General features: G+C 40.1%; 16 protein-coding genes. 5 read left to right on the top strand and 11 right to left on the bottom strand.

Annotation, left to right across the window (positions count from 1 at the left end; all coding sequences use genetic code 11):
- Positions 1-23 precede the first annotated feature (23 nt).
- Both ABD930_RS04440 and ABD930_RS04435 read right to left on the bottom strand, forming a co-directional pair.
- Positions 24-641, bottom strand: a complete 618-nt coding sequence (locus ABD930_RS04440) for an anthranilate synthase component II (protein ID WP_345230493.1) — start codon at positions 639-641, stop codon at positions 24-26.
- A gap of 20 nt (positions 642-661) precedes the next feature.
- On the bottom strand, positions 662-2071 hold the full coding sequence (locus ABD930_RS04435) for an anthranilate synthase component I family protein (protein WP_345230492.1): 1410 nt from the start codon (positions 2069-2071) through the stop codon (positions 662-664).
- Positions 2072-2332: 261 nt separating this feature from the next.
- Here ABD930_RS04435 and ABD930_RS04430 point away from each other — a divergent pair, with 261 nt between their 5' ends.
- Complete coding sequence (locus ABD930_RS04430; protein WP_345230491.1) at positions 2333-2518, top strand: hypothetical protein; 186 nt, start codon at positions 2333-2335, stop codon at positions 2516-2518.
- A gap of 229 nt (positions 2519-2747) precedes the next feature.
- Here ABD930_RS04430 and ABD930_RS04425 read toward each other — a convergent pair whose 3' ends face one another.
- The 6 genes from ABD930_RS04425 to ABD930_RS04400 form a co-directional block, all read right to left on the bottom strand.
- On the bottom strand, positions 2748-3200 hold the full coding sequence (locus ABD930_RS04425) for a cytochrome B (RefSeq protein ID WP_345230490.1): 453 nt from the start codon (positions 3198-3200) through the stop codon (positions 2748-2750).
- Between the two features lie 39 nt (positions 3201-3239).
- A complete protein-coding gene (locus ABD930_RS04420; protein WP_345230489.1) occupies positions 3240-5720 on the bottom strand; it encodes a TonB-dependent receptor in 2481 nt (826 codons plus the stop codon).
- A gap of 223 nt (positions 5721-5943) precedes the next feature.
- Positions 5944-6228 carry an ATP-dependent Clp protease adaptor ClpS gene (locus ABD930_RS04415; protein WP_345230812.1) on the bottom strand — a complete coding sequence of 95 codons (285 nt, stop codon included), beginning with the start codon at positions 6226-6228 and terminating at the stop codon, positions 5944-5946.
- 87 nt (positions 6229-6315) lie between these two features.
- Positions 6316-7206, bottom strand: a complete 891-nt coding sequence (locus ABD930_RS04410; protein ID WP_345230488.1) for an SDR family oxidoreductase — start codon at positions 7204-7206, stop codon at positions 6316-6318.
- Positions 7207-7212: 6 nt separating this feature from the next.
- A complete protein-coding gene (locus tag ABD930_RS04405; RefSeq protein ID WP_345230487.1) occupies positions 7213-7980 on the bottom strand; it encodes an enoyl-CoA hydratase/isomerase family protein in 768 nt (255 codons plus the stop codon).
- Between the two features lie 6 nt (positions 7981-7986).
- Entirely contained in the window at positions 7987-10707 is a 2721-nt protein-coding gene (locus ABD930_RS04400) for a TonB-dependent receptor (protein WP_345230486.1), read from the bottom strand.
- A gap of 239 nt (positions 10708-10946) precedes the next feature.
- Here ABD930_RS04400 and purD point away from each other — a divergent pair, with 239 nt between their 5' ends.
- Both purD and ABD930_RS04390 read left to right on the top strand, forming a co-directional pair.
- On the top strand, positions 10947-12224 hold the full coding sequence (gene purD, locus ABD930_RS04395) for a phosphoribosylamine--glycine ligase (protein WP_345230485.1): 1278 nt from the start codon (positions 10947-10949) through the stop codon (positions 12222-12224).
- Positions 12225-12596: 372 nt separating this feature from the next.
- Positions 12597-14108, top strand: coding sequence for a hypothetical protein (locus tag ABD930_RS04390; protein WP_345230484.1), 1512 nt, complete (start codon positions 12597-12599; stop codon positions 14106-14108).
- A gap of 41 nt (positions 14109-14149) precedes the next feature.
- Here ABD930_RS04390 and ABD930_RS04385 read toward each other — a convergent pair whose 3' ends face one another.
- Positions 14150-14857: an SAM-dependent methyltransferase gene (locus ABD930_RS04385; protein ID WP_345230483.1), complete on the bottom strand. Its 708-nt coding sequence runs from the start codon at positions 14855-14857 to the stop codon at positions 14150-14152.
- A 75-nt stretch (positions 14858-14932) separates the two neighbouring features.
- Between ABD930_RS04385 and ABD930_RS04380 the strand changes: the two genes are divergently transcribed.
- Together ABD930_RS04380 and ABD930_RS04375 are read left to right on the top strand one after the other, a co-directional pair.
- Positions 14933-15262 carry an MGMT family protein gene (locus ABD930_RS04380; protein ID WP_345230482.1) on the top strand — a complete coding sequence of 110 codons (330 nt, stop codon included), beginning with the start codon at positions 14933-14935 and terminating at the stop codon, positions 15260-15262.
- A gap of 12 nt (positions 15263-15274) precedes the next feature.
- Positions 15275-15835, top strand: a complete 561-nt coding sequence (locus ABD930_RS04375) for a DNA-3-methyladenine glycosylase I (protein WP_345230481.1) — start codon at positions 15275-15277, stop codon at positions 15833-15835.
- 88 nt (positions 15836-15923) lie between these two features.
- Here ABD930_RS04375 and ABD930_RS04370 read toward each other — a convergent pair whose 3' ends face one another.
- Positions 15924-16238, bottom strand: coding sequence for a VOC family protein (locus tag ABD930_RS04370; RefSeq protein ID WP_345230480.1), 315 nt, complete (start codon positions 16236-16238; stop codon positions 15924-15926).
- Between the two features lie 437 nt (positions 16239-16675).
- Positions 16676-17812 carry a Fic family protein gene (locus ABD930_RS04365; protein ID WP_345230479.1) on the bottom strand — a complete coding sequence of 379 codons (1137 nt, stop codon included), beginning with the start codon at positions 17810-17812 and terminating at the stop codon, positions 16676-16678.
- Between the last annotated feature and the right edge of the window lie 234 nt (positions 17813-18046).

Genomic DNA, 18046 nt, shown 5'->3' with positions numbered 1-18046 from the left:
AAAGTAAAAAAACCCCACGACAGTTACTGCTCGTGCAGGTGCCGCTTCTCCCCGGCCAACCAATTCGCAATAATCTGTTTGCCATATTCACTCAATACCGATTCGGGATGGAATTGCAATCCCTTAACATCGTATTCCCTATGGCTTAACCCCATAATTATCCCATTATCATCTACGGCCGTAATTTCGAGCACTTCTGGAAAATTAGCATGGTCTACCGCCCAAGAATGGTAGCGGCCGATGGTAAAGCGCTCGGGAAGCCCTTTGAATAAAGGTTCGTCTGGTTTTAAAATTCTTAACGGAGTTGCTGTGCCATGTACCGGCCTACTCAGGTTAACTAATTTCCCTCCATAAACTTCGGCAATAGCTTGCTGACCAAGACAAATACCCAAAATACTTTTTGATTTTCCATAGGTGCGTATAACATCCATTAAAAGACCTGCCTCACTTGGAATTCCTGGCCCTGGTGATAATAGGATTTTATCAAAAGCTTCAACCGCTGTTAGCTCGAATTTGTCATTTCGGATAACCGTACAGTCCATACCACATTCTTGCAGTAGATGAACTAAATTAAATGTAAAGGAATCGTAATTATCTACCACCAAAATTTTTGGTTCCGTAGCCAATGTTATTTGTGTCATGCTTGTTTTGTTATTATTTGCTAGATCTCCTCGGCAAGCTGCATGGCCCGTCTCAATGCAGCGATCTTGTTATTTACCTCATTCATTTCTCCCTCAGCGGAAGAATCGGCGACAACACCGCCACCTGCCTGATAATGCAATTTATTCTTTTTACTTAAAAAGGTTCGGATCATAATGGCATGATTAAAATCACCATTAAAACCCATGAAGCCAATAGCCCCACTATAGAAACCTCTTTGCTGATGTTCATAGCGGTCTAGTAATTGCATAGCCATATGTTTGGGCGCACCACTAAGTGTGCCGGCAGGAAAGGTATCACCAACCACGTCAAAGGGATTAATACCTTCAAGCAAGGTACCACTTACTTTAGATACCAAATGAATGACATGTGAATAAAACTGCGCCTCCTTAAAAGACTTTACTTCCACGCCGATACAGTGTCTGCTCAAATCATTGCGCGCTAAATCCACCAACATAACATGTTCGGCACTTTCCTTCGGATCTGCCTTTAACGCTTCTGCTATATGTAAATCTTCTGCAGTATTACCTGTTCGTTTAAAAGTACCTGCGATGGGATAAATGGACGCTTCACGATCTTTAATGGTTAATTGTGCTTCCGGAGAAGAACCAAATAGCTTAAAATCGCCATAGTCAAAGTAAAACAGATAAGGTGATGGATTTACCGAGCGCAAGCTTCGGTATACATTAAATTCATCTCCCAGAAAGGATCTACTGAATGCTCGTGAAGGCACTATTTGAAAAACATCGCCGCGGTAGATATGTTCCTTCACTTTCTCTACCAACGCTTGGTATTCCTCATCGGTTTTATTAGATGTTTCTTCTCCATTGAGCTCAAATTTATACTCTGGAAAGTTTTTATTTTGAATAAGGTACTCCATTTTGCTTAAACCATCCTCCTCAGATTTGCCATAGGTATGTTCAAAGACGTATAATTCATTGCGAAAATGATCTATGGCAATTACATAACGATAAATATGGTATTGTAAAAAGGGAATATTTCTGGTATCATCAGTAGGTGTATGCAAGGTTATATCTTCAAAATGGGCAACCGTATCAAATGTAAAATAGCCAAATAATCCATTAGAAATGAATTTAAATTCAGCAGTATTATCTGCTTGAAAAGATTGTCGAAAGCTAGATACTTCTTCGCGAAGGTTTAGTTGATCGGCAGCTTTTATTTCTTTCCTACCATCAGGAAAATAGGTCGTTAATTGTTGATCGTCAAGATATATCCCAGCAATTGGATCACAACAGACGTAACTCATACTATTTTCACGGCTATGATAATCAGAGCTCTCCAAAAGCAAGCTATTCGTGAAGACATCCCGCAATCTCAAGTAAATGCTAACAGGCGTCGTGGTATCAGCCAATAATTTTTTAAATCGTGTTTGTAATGGATAGATCTGCATATCTAATTTTTTTATTTTATTCTTTTTTTATGAAGCACAAAAAAGCCCGACGTAAATTGCGTCGGGCTTAATAATTTATAGCTTTGGTTGATCAATCTATGTTATTACATAAGCTACCGGCGCTGTTCTGTTACAGGCCACCACCAGCTGCATATGGTTGTGTTGATCATCATGATGGAGCAAACCTACTATAAAAATTTAATATTTCAAATTTTTTTTGTTGCCTAACTCAAGGCAAACGCATTTAATATTTTAAGCAAATTGTCTTTATGCTATTTGGAACAATCACCAACAGTGGTTATATTGCATACACCTATAAATCCCATAGCTAAGGAACATTCCGGATTGGCTGCTTATCCGCTTCGTATTTTCTCTTATCGGTTACGGGACAACTCCCTATCTGCTTCGTATATGCTTCGCCCTTTCTTCGGGGTGAGTCCGGAGTGAGTCCGGGTTGACTCTAGGGTGAGTCCGTGTTTTTTTGGTAAAAACCCGGACTCACCCTAGATAAAGCCTGCATACACGCTACACTTATAGCGAAGACGGTGCGAAGCAAGTAGGGCTCTGAAGCGAGGATGATACGATATCCCCTCCACCTAAAGTTCAACTATTTTTGATGTGTTTAGCTTGTTGACTACCTATTGGGAAATTACTATCCCGCTGAAACTTCTCTTTTCTATACTCCCCAAAAAGTAATAAAGCCTTTATTGACAGCCATTAATATTGCCGCTAGGATAAAGACTAATGCAAGTGTATAAAAAATAGCAATGGATTTATGTTTGGCTGTTGCAACTACTGCCTTCTTAGCTTTTGAATGGCCTACCGTAATCAGCACAATAGCAATCACCATCATTGTGATGTGTTCGACGGTCCAATACCGTAAATTGGCCGTCTTCATAACGGTTCCCATATCGCTGAATGTCACTAAAGAACTTAAAGCATATAATCCAAGGCCAACCAATAATTGTATGTGGGCAGAAATTAGCGTAAATAAATTGAGTTTTCGGTTGCCTTCTGTATAAGGCTGTTTCCCAATAAGTCTGCTGATCGCTGTGATAATCGCAATTATTAATAACAATAGCACCACATACCGTAACCCTGAATGCAAATGTTTAAGTCCAGTATACATTGTTGTTTAGTTTTGTTGTTTCAACAAAAATACATCTTTTTATTGCATTTCTCCCTCTTCTTGAAAATCTTGCCCATTTTCTTTTCTTTTCTGACGCTCATCTTGCTCAGGTGCTTTTCGACCAAAACGATACGAAAAAGTTAACATCGCGAAGGGACCTTTCATCCAACGCCGTTGAAATTCACGTGTAAATTGTGCTGTCGATTGGGTACCTCCAAATCTCCCTTGGTTAAAGATATCACGTACATTTAGCATGATGCTCCCCTTATCTTCTAAAACACTCATTTTAAGCCCTGCATCAACCATAAACATTTCTTTCATCTCTCCTTGGGCCATAACACGGGGCGCTCGGTATTCGCCACGTATCTGCGCTCTAAGGTTTTTGGTAATCCGACCATTTCCGGTGAGGTTAGCATCCCAGGCAAATCCACTGTTTTCAGGTACGCCAAAATCTTCACTTCCTTTAAAGGCTTGGTAATTTCCATTGACATTCGCCATTAAGTCAAAATTAGGACTAAAAGTAATCTGAGAAATCAATTCAATGCCTGTAGCACGATTTTGGCTTATGTTTTGAAATCTTGAAAAAGTAGCATTCGTTCCGGTTGATGCCGAATCGACAATCATTTCAATAACATCATTGGTTATCCGATGGTAAACAGAAGACGTAAAATTTACTTTATCCCATTTCTTGGAATAACTCAATTCAAAAGAATGAATATCCTCTGGTTTTAGGCCGGGATTCCCTTGGCGCAGATTTAACGGATCGGACACATCCACAAATGGATTGACCATCCAACCGCGGGGCCGATTCACTCTTCTAGTATAACTTAATTGAACTGATTGATCATGATTAAACTCCTGAGTTAGGTATACACTGGGGTAAATTCGGAAATAATCTAATCGACCTTTAGTTATCCGATCTTCTGGAGCAACATTCGGATCCCAAGAAATATATTCTGTATTCAGATAGGCCTGCTCTGCCCTTAAACCAACCTGATAACCGAATTTGTCGGTTAATTTATTCTGATAATTGGCATATACTGCATGCACAATATCATCCATATTAAAGTTGTTCGTCAGGTTATAATCACGCTCATAGGCACCCGTTTCATTGTTTAATGCATCTGACAGCTGTTCTTCGTCATCATACCGTAAGGTTGTTCGATAACCCGCTTCTAATTTTTGTTCTTTACTAAAAGGTAAAGTATAGTCGATCTGTATATTGGTGTTTTTTCCATCTTCATAGGTGTCATTAATTCGGTCTCGATCAATAGGTATCGCCTCATTGGTCGCTGTTTGTTTAAAGGTTTGGATACCATCTTCTTTACTTCGACCATAAGAAACATTCGCGGTTAATTCTTCGCCTTCCCGACTAAACTCGCGCTTAAAATCTAAGTTAATATCATAACCTTTATCGTCTTCATCTTGTGCTGTGTTTCGGGTACTATTACCATTAAGAGCACCTGATGCACCAAAATAACTATAAAACAAATCTTCAGTACGTATATTATCACGAATATTTAAATTACCTGAAAGCCCAATAGTCGTTTTTTCATTGAGGAAATAATCGGCTCCTAATCGTACGGTATGGCTATTTCCTTTACGGGCATTTTCACTGTTATTGTAAACACTCGTTCCGTCATTATACCAGTTATTATTGAACCCGCTTCCGGGTGAATTTCGTTTTCGGTAATTATAACTACCGAAATAGTTGAATTTCTCGTCCCTATAGTTTAGATCTAGGCCTCCATTGTAATTATGATAGGATCCTCCACCCACTGTGGCCATACCGTTAAAACCAGTACGAACATTCTTTTTGAGAATAATATTGACAATCCCACCTTGTCCTTCAGGATCGTATTTCGAAGAAGGATTAGTCATCACTTCTATTCGCTGAATGGAATTTGCAGGAAGCGATTCCAGGAGATTATTGATATTCGTTCCTGCTAAAGCCGACGGTTTACCATCAATCAAGATACGAACATTGGTTGATCCACGCAAGCCAACATTACCATCCATATCTACCGAAAGGGAAGGAACATTAGCCAAAAGCTCGCTCGCTGTTCCACCTTCGCTGACGATACTTTGTTCTACATTAAACACTTTACGATCTATCCCCATTTGCATAGCAGGTGGAGTGCCCTCAACAACAACTTCTTTTAATAGTGTACTAGCCGCAGGACTCAGTTTAATTTTACCTAAGGAAAGATGTTGTCCTTGACTGATCTGAATGGCTTTTTTCTCAAAAGCATTATACCCCACGAAACTTGCACGCAGGATGTAGGTTCCTGCGGGTATCGTTGAAAAGACAAAATTGCCTTTTTCATCGGTCTGCCCACCTTTTACCGCTTGATTATTCTGTTGAGTCAATAGCGTTACGCTGGCAAAATCAATGGGTTCATTGCTGACAGAGTCAATGATGACTCCACTTACTTTGGCTGAATTCTGGGCATAAACACTTCCGTAACTTAGGCATAAGACTATAAAAGATGTAATATATCTACTCACTGGAAACTTCATCGTAATCTTCTGTTTTGTTCTAGTTTTTTATCTGACAGCGCCAAAATTAACATTATCCATTAGGGTATGACTCTTTTTGCGCCAAGAAGATTAATGGGTAACACCATTATTACATGAAGAACGAAAACAACGATACCTTATGCCCTGTGAGTAGGCATACGTTGAATATCGCTCTAAGATTTGAGGGATTTGGGTTAAAAGAATACTAAACCGGCTACGGTAATTATTCAATGCTGACCGTCAACCCTTCTTCTTTAAGGATTTTCCGGTATACATCTACTTCTGTATACGTCCCTTCCAACACCGTACATTTACCTTCCGTATGTACTTTCCAAGCAATCTTTTCAGCCTGGCTTTCGCTATAATCGAGGTATTTCATTAGGCAATGAATCACATGATCAAATGTATTCACCTCATCATTCCATAAAATTAGTCGATGATACGCTTTCGTTACCGCTAAAATCTCTTCTAATGTAAAGGTTTCTTCCTGAACTTGTGTATCCGCCATCATCCTTTTCATAACGCTATTTTCAATGGTATGATTTAGTAAAACAAAGCTAGATAAACTTGCTTGCATCTGCAAATCATTTAACCGCTATCGTTCGGATGAGTGCTCATTAGCTTGTTTCGCTTGGGCGATTAACACGTCCCACATTTCGGGAGAAACCGACTCGAGCATACTGAACTGCCCTGCCCCCTGCAGCCACTCTCCACCATCAATAGTAATGACCTCACCATTAATAAAACAAGCATAATCGGATAATAGGAAAGCAGCTAAGTTTGCCAGCTCTTGCAGCTCGCCTACCCGTTTTAAAGGAACTCTTTCTTTAGGATCGAATTGTTCAGCTAAATTGCCCGGTAGCAACCGCTCCCAAGCACCCTTGGTAGGAAAAGGTCCGGGGGCAATCGCATTGGTACGAATGCCGTATTTACCCCATTCAACAGCTAGAGAACGTGTGAGCGCCAACACTCCGCCTTTAGCAGCAGCAGAAGGTACGACATATGCCGACCCCGTAAAAGCATACGTTGTTACTACATTCAACACCGCTGCCTGAATCTTCTCTTTAATCCAATATTTGCCTAAGCTTAGGCTGGTATTTACGGTTCCCTTGAGGACAATATCAATGACCGCCGAAAAAGCGTTTGCTGAAAGCCTCTCAGTTGGCGATATAAAATTGCCAGCTGCATTATTTACTAATCCGTCCACTTGACCAAAAGCTTTCAAAGCAGCAGTTAACACCGCTTCTACTTGCTTAATGTCCCTTACATCGCAAGCAACCGGTAATACCTGTATTCCACTTTGCTGCGTAATTTCATCTGCGGCAGCTTGCAGGATAGCTATTTTTCTGCTTGCAATAACCACATGAGCTCCTAATACAGAAAAATATGTAGCCATTGCCTTTCCTAAACCGGTACCCCCGCCAGTAACAATAATGGTTTTTCCTCTTAGTGCATCCTTATGCAGCGCTCCTGCTTTCGTTACCATAATCCTTTATTGATGTTGTTCTTGAAGATTCGTGATTATTGTTTTTAAGATTGCCCGCGTGGAAGGGTTCCACCATTGCTGTAAAACATCATTTATTATCTCATCCACATCTTGATGAAAAGTCGCTATTAAATCCTTTCGCATATATTGTTTACTACGTTGCCAGGTAGTCCAATTAAAATTCAGGTATTTCTTCATTTGCTTGTCGGCTAAATGGTGCAATTGATTCATGGGAGCAAGTTCATCAACCAAACCCTCATGTAAGGCCCGTTCAGGATCTAAAAGTTCTCCAGCTAATAAGAATCGATAAGCCTTTGCTTTACCTAACCAAAAGCTATATAACACAAAGATATTGTGGGGGACAATAATACCTACCGGAACTTCATTCATCCCGATAATAAAATCGCCTTTGGCCATTATGCGATAATCACAACATAAGGTCAATACACAACCACCGGCAGGACTATGTCCGCTAATGGCAGCGATAGTAGGCTTCGGAAAGGAAACAAAGGTTTTCAGTAAATCTAAAAATGATTCCCAAAAGGTACGGATCTGATGCTCATCATAATCATAAAGCGTTACTAAATCCAACCCCGCACTAAAAAATCCTTCCTGTCCATACAATACCATACCACCTATGGTTTCGTTCTGTTGTAAGCGTACTAAGATTTCCTTAAGTTCACAGACCATTTCCAAGTTTAAGGTATTTGCCTTCCCTCGTTGCATCTTGACATAGGCAACATGTTCGCTAATATCCAGTTTTAAATATTCCATCGGTATTTATTTCACGTTAATATAACTTACAGATCGACCTACATGACCTTCTGTATCGATCCCTTCTACCACAATCTGATACATCCCTGGCTCATCAGCGGTATAAAAAGATACGTTTGCTTCTCCATTTTGATCCGTTACTAATTCTGGATTCCAATAGATAGTAGTTCTTAGATCTTTCATGCCTGGCTTTTCTTCCCCAGCGCTATAATCAGGGGAGTGAAAGGTGCGTGCCTCATATAATCCTTGTGGGCTGAAACTGGTAATTCCAGGTGTGTACATATCGGTATTATATTTCCGAGGCTGGTCACCCCTTCTGGTAGTGATAATTAATACGCCACCACCGCCGTAGCTGCCGTAAATTGCTGTATTTCCGATGCTACGTAATACTTCTACCGATGCAACATCCATAGGCGCGATTGTACTCAGCGCCTCGGCATCCATATACATGCCGTCCAATACTACCTGCATCGGTTGGTTTGGCGATCGAGTGCTGTACGGTACACCGTTTTGAAAGAATACGCCCGTCAAACGCCCGTTCAAACATTGGTCTAATGACGAACAAGAACCAAAGAAGGGATCATCACCACTAAGCACCTGATCGGCATTTCCTGGACCGTTTAAGTTAGACGAATACTTTGCCGGTTCTTCTTTTTTCGCCGTAACCGTTACTTCATCCAACTGTATGCTGCGTTGCAGCAATCCAAATTTCTGCAATTCTCCTAAATTTTTTTGCGCTATAGCAAGGTAATTTCCCAACGATAAATTGGCATCTGCCACCGCATCCGGCCAATTTTTATTAACCCCTATGGGATGTTTAGGTACCGAATCCAAATGTATCTCCACATTCTTCTTCCCTTTAGCATCCCGGGCTTGTACCACAAATTTCACACTGTCTGCAAAAATGAGTTGATCAAAAGCAAACCTACCATCTGGTCCAGTCACTGTATCCAGCACTGCTAATATATTCTGCGGCGTAATTACCGTAACTTTTGCTCCATCTACTGCTTCCCCTTTACGTCTGGTAATGGTGCCACTAATCCGTAGATCCTTTTCCGCTGGATAACGTATCCCAGGAAAGCTTGACGACATTACCCTCGGCCAGAAAGCGCTGTCCAAATGTTGTGTGAGCATGAAATCATCCAATTGCCTCATTCTTTTAGCGTTCGATATCTTCGTATTAAAATAATAACCCGGCTTTTCCAAGTATGTTTTCACCTGATCACCTAATAACAGGGTAGAAACGATATTTGCATCTTCCAGCAAACTATCCGGTACCTTGCCCGTTTGGGTAACAGCCATAGAAAAACAACCAACGCGTAGCGAATCATGTAAGCCCTTAGCTAGGAGCGTAAGATCAACCTTTTCCCGTCTCCCATACGCATTTTTGCTGGCAGACACTTGCAAAGGCAACAGATCAGTTTCTTTGAAATTAAATATAGACCGATGGGCCAGCAAATGCTCTTGCTCATCCAATAGCAACAGATCAACAACTCCCGAAGGCAATTGCTTTCTGGGAATACCAACTGTGGCCGCACCCTCTTTTAATGCACTTTTTAGCGCATAGAACACTGTTCCGTCATGCTGGGCAACCACAGACAAAGGATTCCTACCCTGCTTAACTGCTCCAGTTACTAGAACCCAAATCATGTTTTCAATCGCATTATTGACCGCTAAGGCATAGCCAGTGCGGCTAACTTGAGGCAACATCATCCGAACAGTATCTCCTCCTCCAAAATCAACTACCGCTTCATATGGCTCACCCGCTTCCGGCACAAAAGAAAAGTTGCCCAAGCCTGAAGAATCACTACTAAAGGTATTTACCTGTTGCCCGTCACTTTCCACATATCCACGGATCGGCACACCTCTCCCTGAAGTACCAATGGCCTGAAAGCCCACCTTATTAAACGTTTCGGCCAACAATACTCCTCCTTCTGGATAAAACTTAACTACCGGACGCAGATTTGTTTTTGGAATTGGAATGACCTTAACTACAGGTGACCTTCCCCCTTGATCGATCGTTAACTGAATGTTTCCTCCTTCAGCAGCCAAATCATCTTTAACAGGAAATTCCAGGCTTATTGCTCCTTGTCCATCTAATGCCGTTTTTCCTTTAGCGATAACCTTACCTTTTTGCGTAACGACATAGTTTACCAGTTTTTCTGTAATCGGATTGCCATTTAAATCATGTATTTTAATCGTTTCTCGCCCAATACGCTTCTGTTTATCGTCGACTATAAAAGTAAATTTACTCGACGTAACTAAACTGCTCGTAAGACTGTTTCCGATAACGATGGTCTTATCAAAAAAGAATCCCTCATCGAAATTTCGCATCCAATTGGTATAGGCTCGGATACGATAACTCCCCTCCCGAAGCGTATCCGGTAGCTTAAAATCGCCCATCGATTGCCCAGCAACGACAGGCAATCTTTCCGATTGCACGCATTCATCAGCTGTATTGATCAGCTCGACATATAGCAACTTACTAATAGCCGAAAGAAAATTAAAATTACCGACGGTTATGTAGGCCTTAAACCAAAGATCTTCCCCTGCGGTGTAATACGGTTTGTCGAGATGCAAATAGACTTTCTCTTGTGGATACTCTTTTTGATATTTTTCTAAATTCCCGAGCACGTGCTCAAGAGCGGAATTCGGTTGAATTTGTTGGGCCAGCAGTAACCTTGTTGAAAACAATAGGAATCCAATAAAGAAAAATTTATAGTTCATGCATGGAATCTAATTAAAGCATTTTAGACCTTTAAAGGTAACATTAGTTTAATAATTAAGCGAGGGGCTGGTCAATAATTTTTCCCCATTTCCTACAAACGAATACTTGAATACAAAACAACGATTGTATCGGTTTTGCATATAACGTGTATGGTATCTTTGTCGTAAAATATGCCGTTCATAGGATTTCATGAAATTTCCTAATGCAGAATTCGGGATAAAAAAATATCTTTGCGGGTATGAATATCTTACTGATTGGCTCTGGTGGAAGGGAAAGCGCTTTTGCCTATAAAATTGCACAAAGCCCTTTAACTGCACAACTATTTATTGCGCCTGGAAATGCGGGCACAGAAACGTATGGAAAGAACATAGACATCAAGGTAACCGATTTCAATGCGATTGGCGCCTTTGTTGTTTCTCATCACATCAATTTGGTTGTTGTTGGCCCAGAAGAGCCTCTTGTCAAGGGTATTCATGACTACTTTTTAAGCCGACCGGATTTAAAGAATGTTCCTGTCATTGGTCCAACTGCCCAAGGTGCCCAGTTAGAAGGCAGTAAAGACTTTTCCAAACAATTTATGCAGCGGCATGGTATCCCTACCGCTCAATCCAGAACCTTCACAAAGGAGTCATTAGCCGAAGGTTTACAGTACCTAGAAAACCAACAGCTCCCGATTGTACTCAAAGCAGATGGCCTAGCCGCTGGAAAGGGTGTTTTGATTTGTACAACACTGGAAGAAGCTCAACATGAACTCCGCGCGATGTTAGCTGAAGCAAAATTTGGCGAAGCAAGCAGTAAGGTGGTAATTGAGGATTTTTTACAGGGTATTGAGTTATCGGTATTTGTATTAACTGATGGCCAAGATTATAAACTATTGCCGTCGGCAAAAGATTATAAACGGGTAGGAGAGGGAGACACAGGATTGAATACGGGTGGCATGGGCTCTGTTTCTCCGGTACCTTTTGCAGATGAAGCATTTATCCAGAAAGTAGAACAACGTATTGTTATCCCAACGATTGATGGATTGACAAAAGACGGTATTCCTTATAAAGGATTTATTTTTATCGGCCTGATGAATAATCAGGGAGATCCTTATGTTATCGAGTATAATGTACGAATGGGTGATCCGGAAACAGAAAGTGTTCTCCCCCGTATCGAGAGCGATTTTGTTGATTTATTAATGGGTGTCGCCGAAGGAAATTTAGCTTCCAAAACGGTTAGCGTATCCGAAAAAACAGCCGCTACAGTCATGTTGGTTTCTGGTGGCTATCCCGGTAAATACGAAAATGGCAAAACCATTAACGGCACGGAAAACATCAAAGAATCCATTCTTTTCCACGCTGGCACCCAATTCGTAGATGGTGAAATTAAAACAGCTGGTGGCCGAGTGCTCGCCGTAACAGCACTAAAAGATAATTTATTGGATGCGCTACAACAAGCTACCGCAGATGCCGGCCGTATCTATTTTGAAGGCAAAAATTTTAGAAGAGACATTGGTTTCGACCTGATCGACTAGGCATTCCTTCTTTTTTTAGGTCCGATACGCATTGCTGTTTCCCGATTCTTCGTTAGTAGGCATACGAAAACCTTTATATCATTATCGGAGATCTTAACTGTTCATTTCGAGTGGAACGTAGGAAGTAAAGTCAAAACATCTTTATCGGTAAAAAAACCGCTACAAGATACCTGATTACTGAAATATCGTTCAGATAATCATCTCGTGTCTTATTTTCAATGTATTCATAAGCTCCCCCCGAATAACCTAATCATAGCTTTTCTGTTCACTTTGTTCATTCTTCTGCATTAATCGTTTTTTAGTAAAAGTATCCCTTTGTTTGCAGTGTCACGTAAAGACATGCATAAATCTATTGTACACTTAACAAACAAAATGATGAAAAAATTTTATGTAAGAATGCTGTATTATGTATTGGTGCTGCTAACCTACAGTAGCTGCGAAAAGCCTATTCCAGAGTTACCATCCGAATCAGCGGCAGATGAACTACAACCAGTAACCTTTAAACTTAGTGGCTTTTCTTCAACAACCAAACCCCTAGACTTGTCTGCTAGCACCATCCTGAGCAAAAAAGAGGCTTCACTGGCCAATTTAGCATCTTTGCAGGGAATAAGTCCATCTGCAAGTGAACAATATCTTTATTTTTGGAGCTTCAATGATGAAAATCTGATACCAGACTTAGCAGTATATACCGATCTAGCAACGTTAACATTTACGGCTACCAACACAGAACCTGCCTTCACTACCGGTTATGGCCTCAGTCCTTACCCGGCAGGGAAGTGTTTAAGCCTTAAAGGTGCGAAGACCATTTTAATCAAAATGCCCTTAGCTGACGTCGAACAGCTAACCACCTTTGCATTTGATGCCGGAAGCTCGGACACAGGGCCTAAAAACTTTAAACTGTCTTATTCTACGGATAATGGAGAACATTTTACCTCGCTATCGGATGATAACCCTATGCCTATAGACCGAAACCGCTATTCGTTTGATTTATCCATGATAAACTCCAACTTTTATACCGCTGATTTTCTGATCAAGATCGAACCATTTGAAGGTGATCGAGGTGACGGAAAACCCTACAATGAGGCAACAGGAACGGTAAAGATCGATAATGTACGTCTTTCTGGAATATACAATACTCCAAGTACCGGAAATCCTCAAGGAATTAGCGATCTACACTATTATATTTTTAACGCCGAGGATCATCTATTGGCTGCACAGGGTATAACTCCTTTTGATGCAAGTAATACTAACTCCGAGCTTACCATCAAACTGCCCCCAGGCAGTTATTACGCAAATCTATTTTCCAATGTTTCATCAAAGGAACTTCTTTTACCAAGTACGGTCGAACAAGCATCAAGCCTATATCTTGCCAATGCTTTTGAGAATGCTCAAGCACTTATCTTTGGAGCTAATATTCCTACATTTCAAGTAGAACATCCCATGGAAAGTGAGGTGATTCTAAAGCGGTATTTTAGCCAAATTAAATTTGAATTCACCGATAAAGACGACCTCTCATTTATTCATAAGCTAATAATCAAGCCATTACACACCTCATTTGTTTATCGCCCATTTGGTTCAGATCCCACTAGCCCAATAGTTGATGAATCAGTTATCACCTTATTTCCAACTTTTCAGACAAACGATAATAGTATTGCTTTTAATCAATTTATGGGAGACCTTTCAGAACCAGTTACGATAAGTTACACGGTACAGGTATATGATGCAGCAGATGAGCTTATTCGTACATTTGACGTAAGCAGTGCCATTAAAAATAATATTCAATTGACGTTTACCGGTGATTTGTTAAGTGGAGTGGATAAGCCCAGTGCATTTCAGGTAAACTGGAATGAAGAATGGGATGGGTCTTTAAACACACCATTTTAGTAATACGTTAAGCTATTCCCGGCACATGCGGCAACCGGTAATTATACGATCAAGAAGATTGCCGGTTGCTTATGCATATCTACTTTCTTTTTTTTCCATTCGTGTATGGTATCACTGATTATTTTTTCATTTGCTCCGGTAATATTCATGGCCACACATAACCGGGTTTTAGGCTGGCAAGTGCGTAATATTTCATCTAATAATTGATTATTGCGAAAGGGTGTTTCCATGAATAATTGTGTTTGTCCTTGTTTTTGTGCGAGTAATTCTAAAGCTTTCAATCGTTTATTTCGGGCAGCTTTATCTATCGGCAAATAACCGTGAAAGGCAAAGCTTTGCCCATTAAAGCCAGACGCCATGAGCGCCAAGATCATGGAATTGGGGCCTACTAGCGGTTTTACATCGATTCCTAACCGGTGTGCTTGAGCCACTATGGCTGCGCCTGGATCAGCAATGCCTGGACAACCCGCCTCGCTCATTAACCCAACATCTTTACCGGCTAAAAGACTACTGAAAAACTGCTGTTGGTTATCGTTATTCCGCGCGTGTTTTCCATAGTCGTGTAAGATCAATTGCTCTTGTGGTGTTTTTATTCCGGCCAATTTTAAAAACTTACGCGCTGTTTTCTCATTCTCTACAATATATTCGTTAATTACATTTACGGTATCCCGCAAAAAGAGCGTATAAGAAGCATTTGCCGCTTCATCTGCTAGTGGCACGGGAATTAAAAATAACGTTCCTTTTGGCATATACAAAGATGCATTTTTTAATGAAAGATTGACTGGAAATTCATTAATTTAGCTTGATAACCAAAAATAATAGCAGTGGAAGACATTAATTTTTATGAAAGCGTTTATGCATTAGTTCGTGAAATTCCAGTAGGACGGGTAACCTCTTACGGCGCCATTGCCAAAGCCTTAGGAAGGGATGGCGCGGCACGGATGGTTGGTTACGCTATGGCAAATGCAGGGAACGTTAGGCCATCCGTTCCTGCACATCGTGTGCTTAATAGCAAAGGAGAACTTAGTGCTAAAGCCGCATTTGGACATCCAAACCGCATGCAGGAATTATTGGAAAAAGAGGGTGTAAAAATTAAAAAAGATCGCGTAGTCGATTTTAAAACCGTATTTTGGAACCCATTAGATGAACTTTAGTAATTAAACAATATGGCGATCGTGAAAAGATGTGGATGGTGCGGAAATGACCCATTATATATGGAATACCACGACAAAGAATGGGGCAAAACGGTGACAGATGACAAAATCCTATTTGAATTTTTGGTGCTTGAGGCTGCACAAGCGGGCCTCAGTTGGATAACTATCCTAAGAAAACGTGAAGGATACCGACGTAATTTTGCTAATTTTAATGTAGAAAAAGTGGCATCATTTACCGAAACCGATATTGAACGGATCTTGAAGGATCCCGGAATCATCCGGAATCGCAACAAAGTGAAAACCACTGTTACCAACGCGCAGATTTTTATTACTATTCAACAAGAATTCGGTTCTTTCTACCAATACTTGTATGCTTTTATGCCTAATGGTAAGCCTATTCAACATATAGTTAAAGATTATAAGCATGTTATAACCACTTCTCCGGAGTCTGATGCTATCGCTAAAGATTTAAAGAAAAGGGGGGTAAAATTTTTCGGCAGTACCATCTGTTATGCCTATATGCAAGCCGTTGGTATGGTAAACGATCACGAATACGATTGCACCTTTAGATAGCGATACAGATGATTTTAATTACACCATTTAAGGGGGAAAAGCAAGGTAAAAATGAGAAATCTCCTAAATCTGCATCCGAAAACGGCTTTTAATTCTGTTTAACTTCACTTGTTTTACATTGCAGATTAAAAACAGTACCAGCGGGGTCTTGAATCCAATGCATATTTTCTGGTAATTCTTCAAGCTCATCACAGGTTTCAATACCGTTCGATTGCAAATAGTTGGTTGCTTCTTGCACATTAGGAACCGTAAGCTGCAACCAGGTTTCTGCATGGGTGTAATTGTCAACGCAGTCAAGCCATATAATATTATTGCCGAATTTGACTTCGTGTGTTCTGGAAACGGTTGGATTGTTAATAGGCCTTTCTGAAACTTCCAGCTTCATTATATTCCTATAGAACATGATTGTTTTTTCGTATTTGCTTTTAGATATTTTAATGGCAATGTTAATTCCAGCTTCAAATTTGTGGTCTATATTGTTTTTTACTTATAAATTCGTCATTTTTTGATATTGAAAAATGTACTCGAAAACAATTCGTGGCTTTGCGGGCCGGGAATTTTGAGAACACATGAAACTGCATCTTCAGAATAGTTCCGATTCATCATTCTACACTTGTTCGGTTAGTAAATTTACAAGCTAATCACAAACTGTATCTTTCAGATCAACAACAAATTATCCCTAAAAAAACAGGAAAAGCGATAAATTAATCACTTCTCCTGTATAGTAGGGTCGAGTTGCGGAAAGTCTAACCTATTAGAAGATTGCGAAGCCATAATGAATGCTAAGGATCTTTTCGAATAGATTAAAGCAACAGCCCCGACATACTGCTATTTAGATATTTATCTTTCGAATAACCCTAAATATTCCTCAAAAACAAATATTCTGTTACGCTTATATCCAGTTTGTTCTTTGAGTATTCCAAGCTTATCAAAATCTTTTATTAATGTATTTGCAGTTTGTTTCGTTACTCCCAGTTGGGTCATTACATCTGAAACAGTAACCACAGGCTTACTATATAGATAGGTGAGCAATGCTTTTGCATTCGGCAATCTCTTACCCAAAGATACAATGGTATCTTTCTCCATCTTATCTCGTAACGCAATAATTTTAGTAAATGTATCGATGGCACTTTTAGCCGTTTCAATGATACCAACCAAAAAGAACCTCAGCCATTGTTCTATCTTATTATCCAGGGAAACGGCCATTAAGTTGTTATAATAATGCTGCCTGTTTTTCTCAATAAAATCGGATAAATATAGCGTTGGTTTACTCAACATTTTTTGATTGATCAGGTATAAAGTGATAAGTAGTCTTCCTATTCTTCCATTCCCATCCAAAAACGGGTGTATGGCTTCGAATTGATAATGAGCTATTCCAATCCTTATCAAATGAGGAACCTGTATCTCATCATTGTTCAAAAACTTTTCCAGGTCGGCTATACTTTCAGAGACAAGGCTATGATGTGGAGGTACAAATACGGCATCATTGATGGTTGCACCACCAATCCAGTTTTGACTGGTGCGAAATTCACCCGGTAGCTTATTTTTGCCCCGCACTCCTTTCAATAAAATCCTATGGGCATCCCGTATCAGTCGGGAAGACAGTGGTAGCTGTTCCAAACTTTTGATGGAGTGGTTCATCGCTTCAATATAGTTTTGCACTTCCTGCCAATCATCTTTTTGTTCAGGGCTTATGTTTTTTGCCTCCATGATCGCTTCGTCCATCTTCGTCCGAGTTCCTTCAATACGGCTGGATTGCGTTGCTTCCTTTACAATATGCATTCGAATAAAAACACCCACATCCGGGACGAAGGAGGAAAAGGCATTCAATTCACCAAGTCTTAAATTGGCTTCCTCCAACAACGTGTTTATCTCAGGACTTGTAACAGTCCATTCCCTATTTATAGGGTTGGGATTAAAGCTTTTATATCCATATTGCTTATTAAAACTCCCGGCTTTGTAATCTTTTATTGTCATAGCTGACATCAAATTTACTAAAAATAATTTTAGTCAATGGAAGTCGATTTGATTTGACTATGTCTTTTTATAGTCAAAGATTGTGTTTAATTTCTAATATGGAAATACAACAAAACGGAAGAGGATCAAGAAGCCTAATCCCTAAGGAGAAATCGAACTTTGGAAAAAAGGCCATAACAACATCAAGGAGTAGGTTTTTCAGACAATACTACACAACAGGCTAAAAATCTTGTC

It is taken from the genome of Olivibacter ginsenosidimutans (assembly GCF_039542865.1).
Lineage (GTDB): Bacteria > Bacteroidota > Bacteroidia > Sphingobacteriales > Sphingobacteriaceae > Olivibacter > Olivibacter ginsenosidimutans.
This window is presented reverse-complemented; position numbering and strand designations above follow the sequence as displayed.

Coding starts and splice junctions, on each gene's coding strand:
- ABD930_RS04440 (WP_345230493.1), bottom strand. CDS start 641: ATGACACAAATAACATTGGCTACGGAACCAAAAATTTTGGTGGTAGAT.
- ABD930_RS04435 (WP_345230492.1), bottom strand. CDS start 2,071: ATGCAGATCTATCCATTACAAACACGATTTAAAAAATTATTGGCTGAT.
- ABD930_RS04425 (WP_345230490.1), bottom strand. CDS start 3,200: ATGTATACTGGACTTAAACATTTGCATTCAGGGTTACGGTATGTGGTG.
- ABD930_RS04420 (WP_345230489.1), bottom strand. CDS start 5,720: ATGAAGTTTCCAGTGAGTAGATATATTACATCTTTTATAGTCTTATGC.
- ABD930_RS04415 (WP_345230812.1), bottom strand. CDS start 6,228: ATGGCGGATACACAAGTTCAGGAAGAAACCTTTACATTAGAAGAGATT.
- ABD930_RS04410 (WP_345230488.1), bottom strand. CDS start 7,206: ATGGTAACGAAAGCAGGAGCGCTGCATAAGGATGCACTAAGAGGAAAA.
- ABD930_RS04405 (WP_345230487.1), bottom strand. CDS start 7,980: ATGGAATATTTAAAACTGGATATTAGCGAACATGTTGCCTATGTCAAG.
- ABD930_RS04400 (WP_345230486.1), bottom strand. CDS start 10,707: ATGAACTATAAATTTTTCTTTATTGGATTCCTATTGTTTTCAACAAGG.
- purD (WP_345230485.1), top strand. CDS start 10,947: ATGAATATCTTACTGATTGGCTCTGGTGGAAGGGAAAGCGCTTTTGCC.
- ABD930_RS04390 (WP_345230484.1), top strand. CDS start 12,597: ATGATGAAAAAATTTTATGTAAGAATGCTGTATTATGTATTGGTGCTG.
- ABD930_RS04385 (WP_345230483.1), bottom strand. CDS start 14,857: ATGCCAAAAGGAACGTTATTTTTAATTCCCGTGCCACTAGCAGATGAA.
- ABD930_RS04375 (WP_345230481.1), top strand. CDS start 15,275: ATGGCGATCGTGAAAAGATGTGGATGGTGCGGAAATGACCCATTATAT.
- ABD930_RS04370 (WP_345230480.1), bottom strand. CDS start 16,238: ATGTTCTATAGGAATATAATGAAGCTGGAAGTTTCAGAAAGGCCTATT.
- ABD930_RS04365 (WP_345230479.1), bottom strand. CDS start 17,812: ATGACAATAAAAGATTACAAAGCCGGGAGTTTTAATAAGCAATATGGA.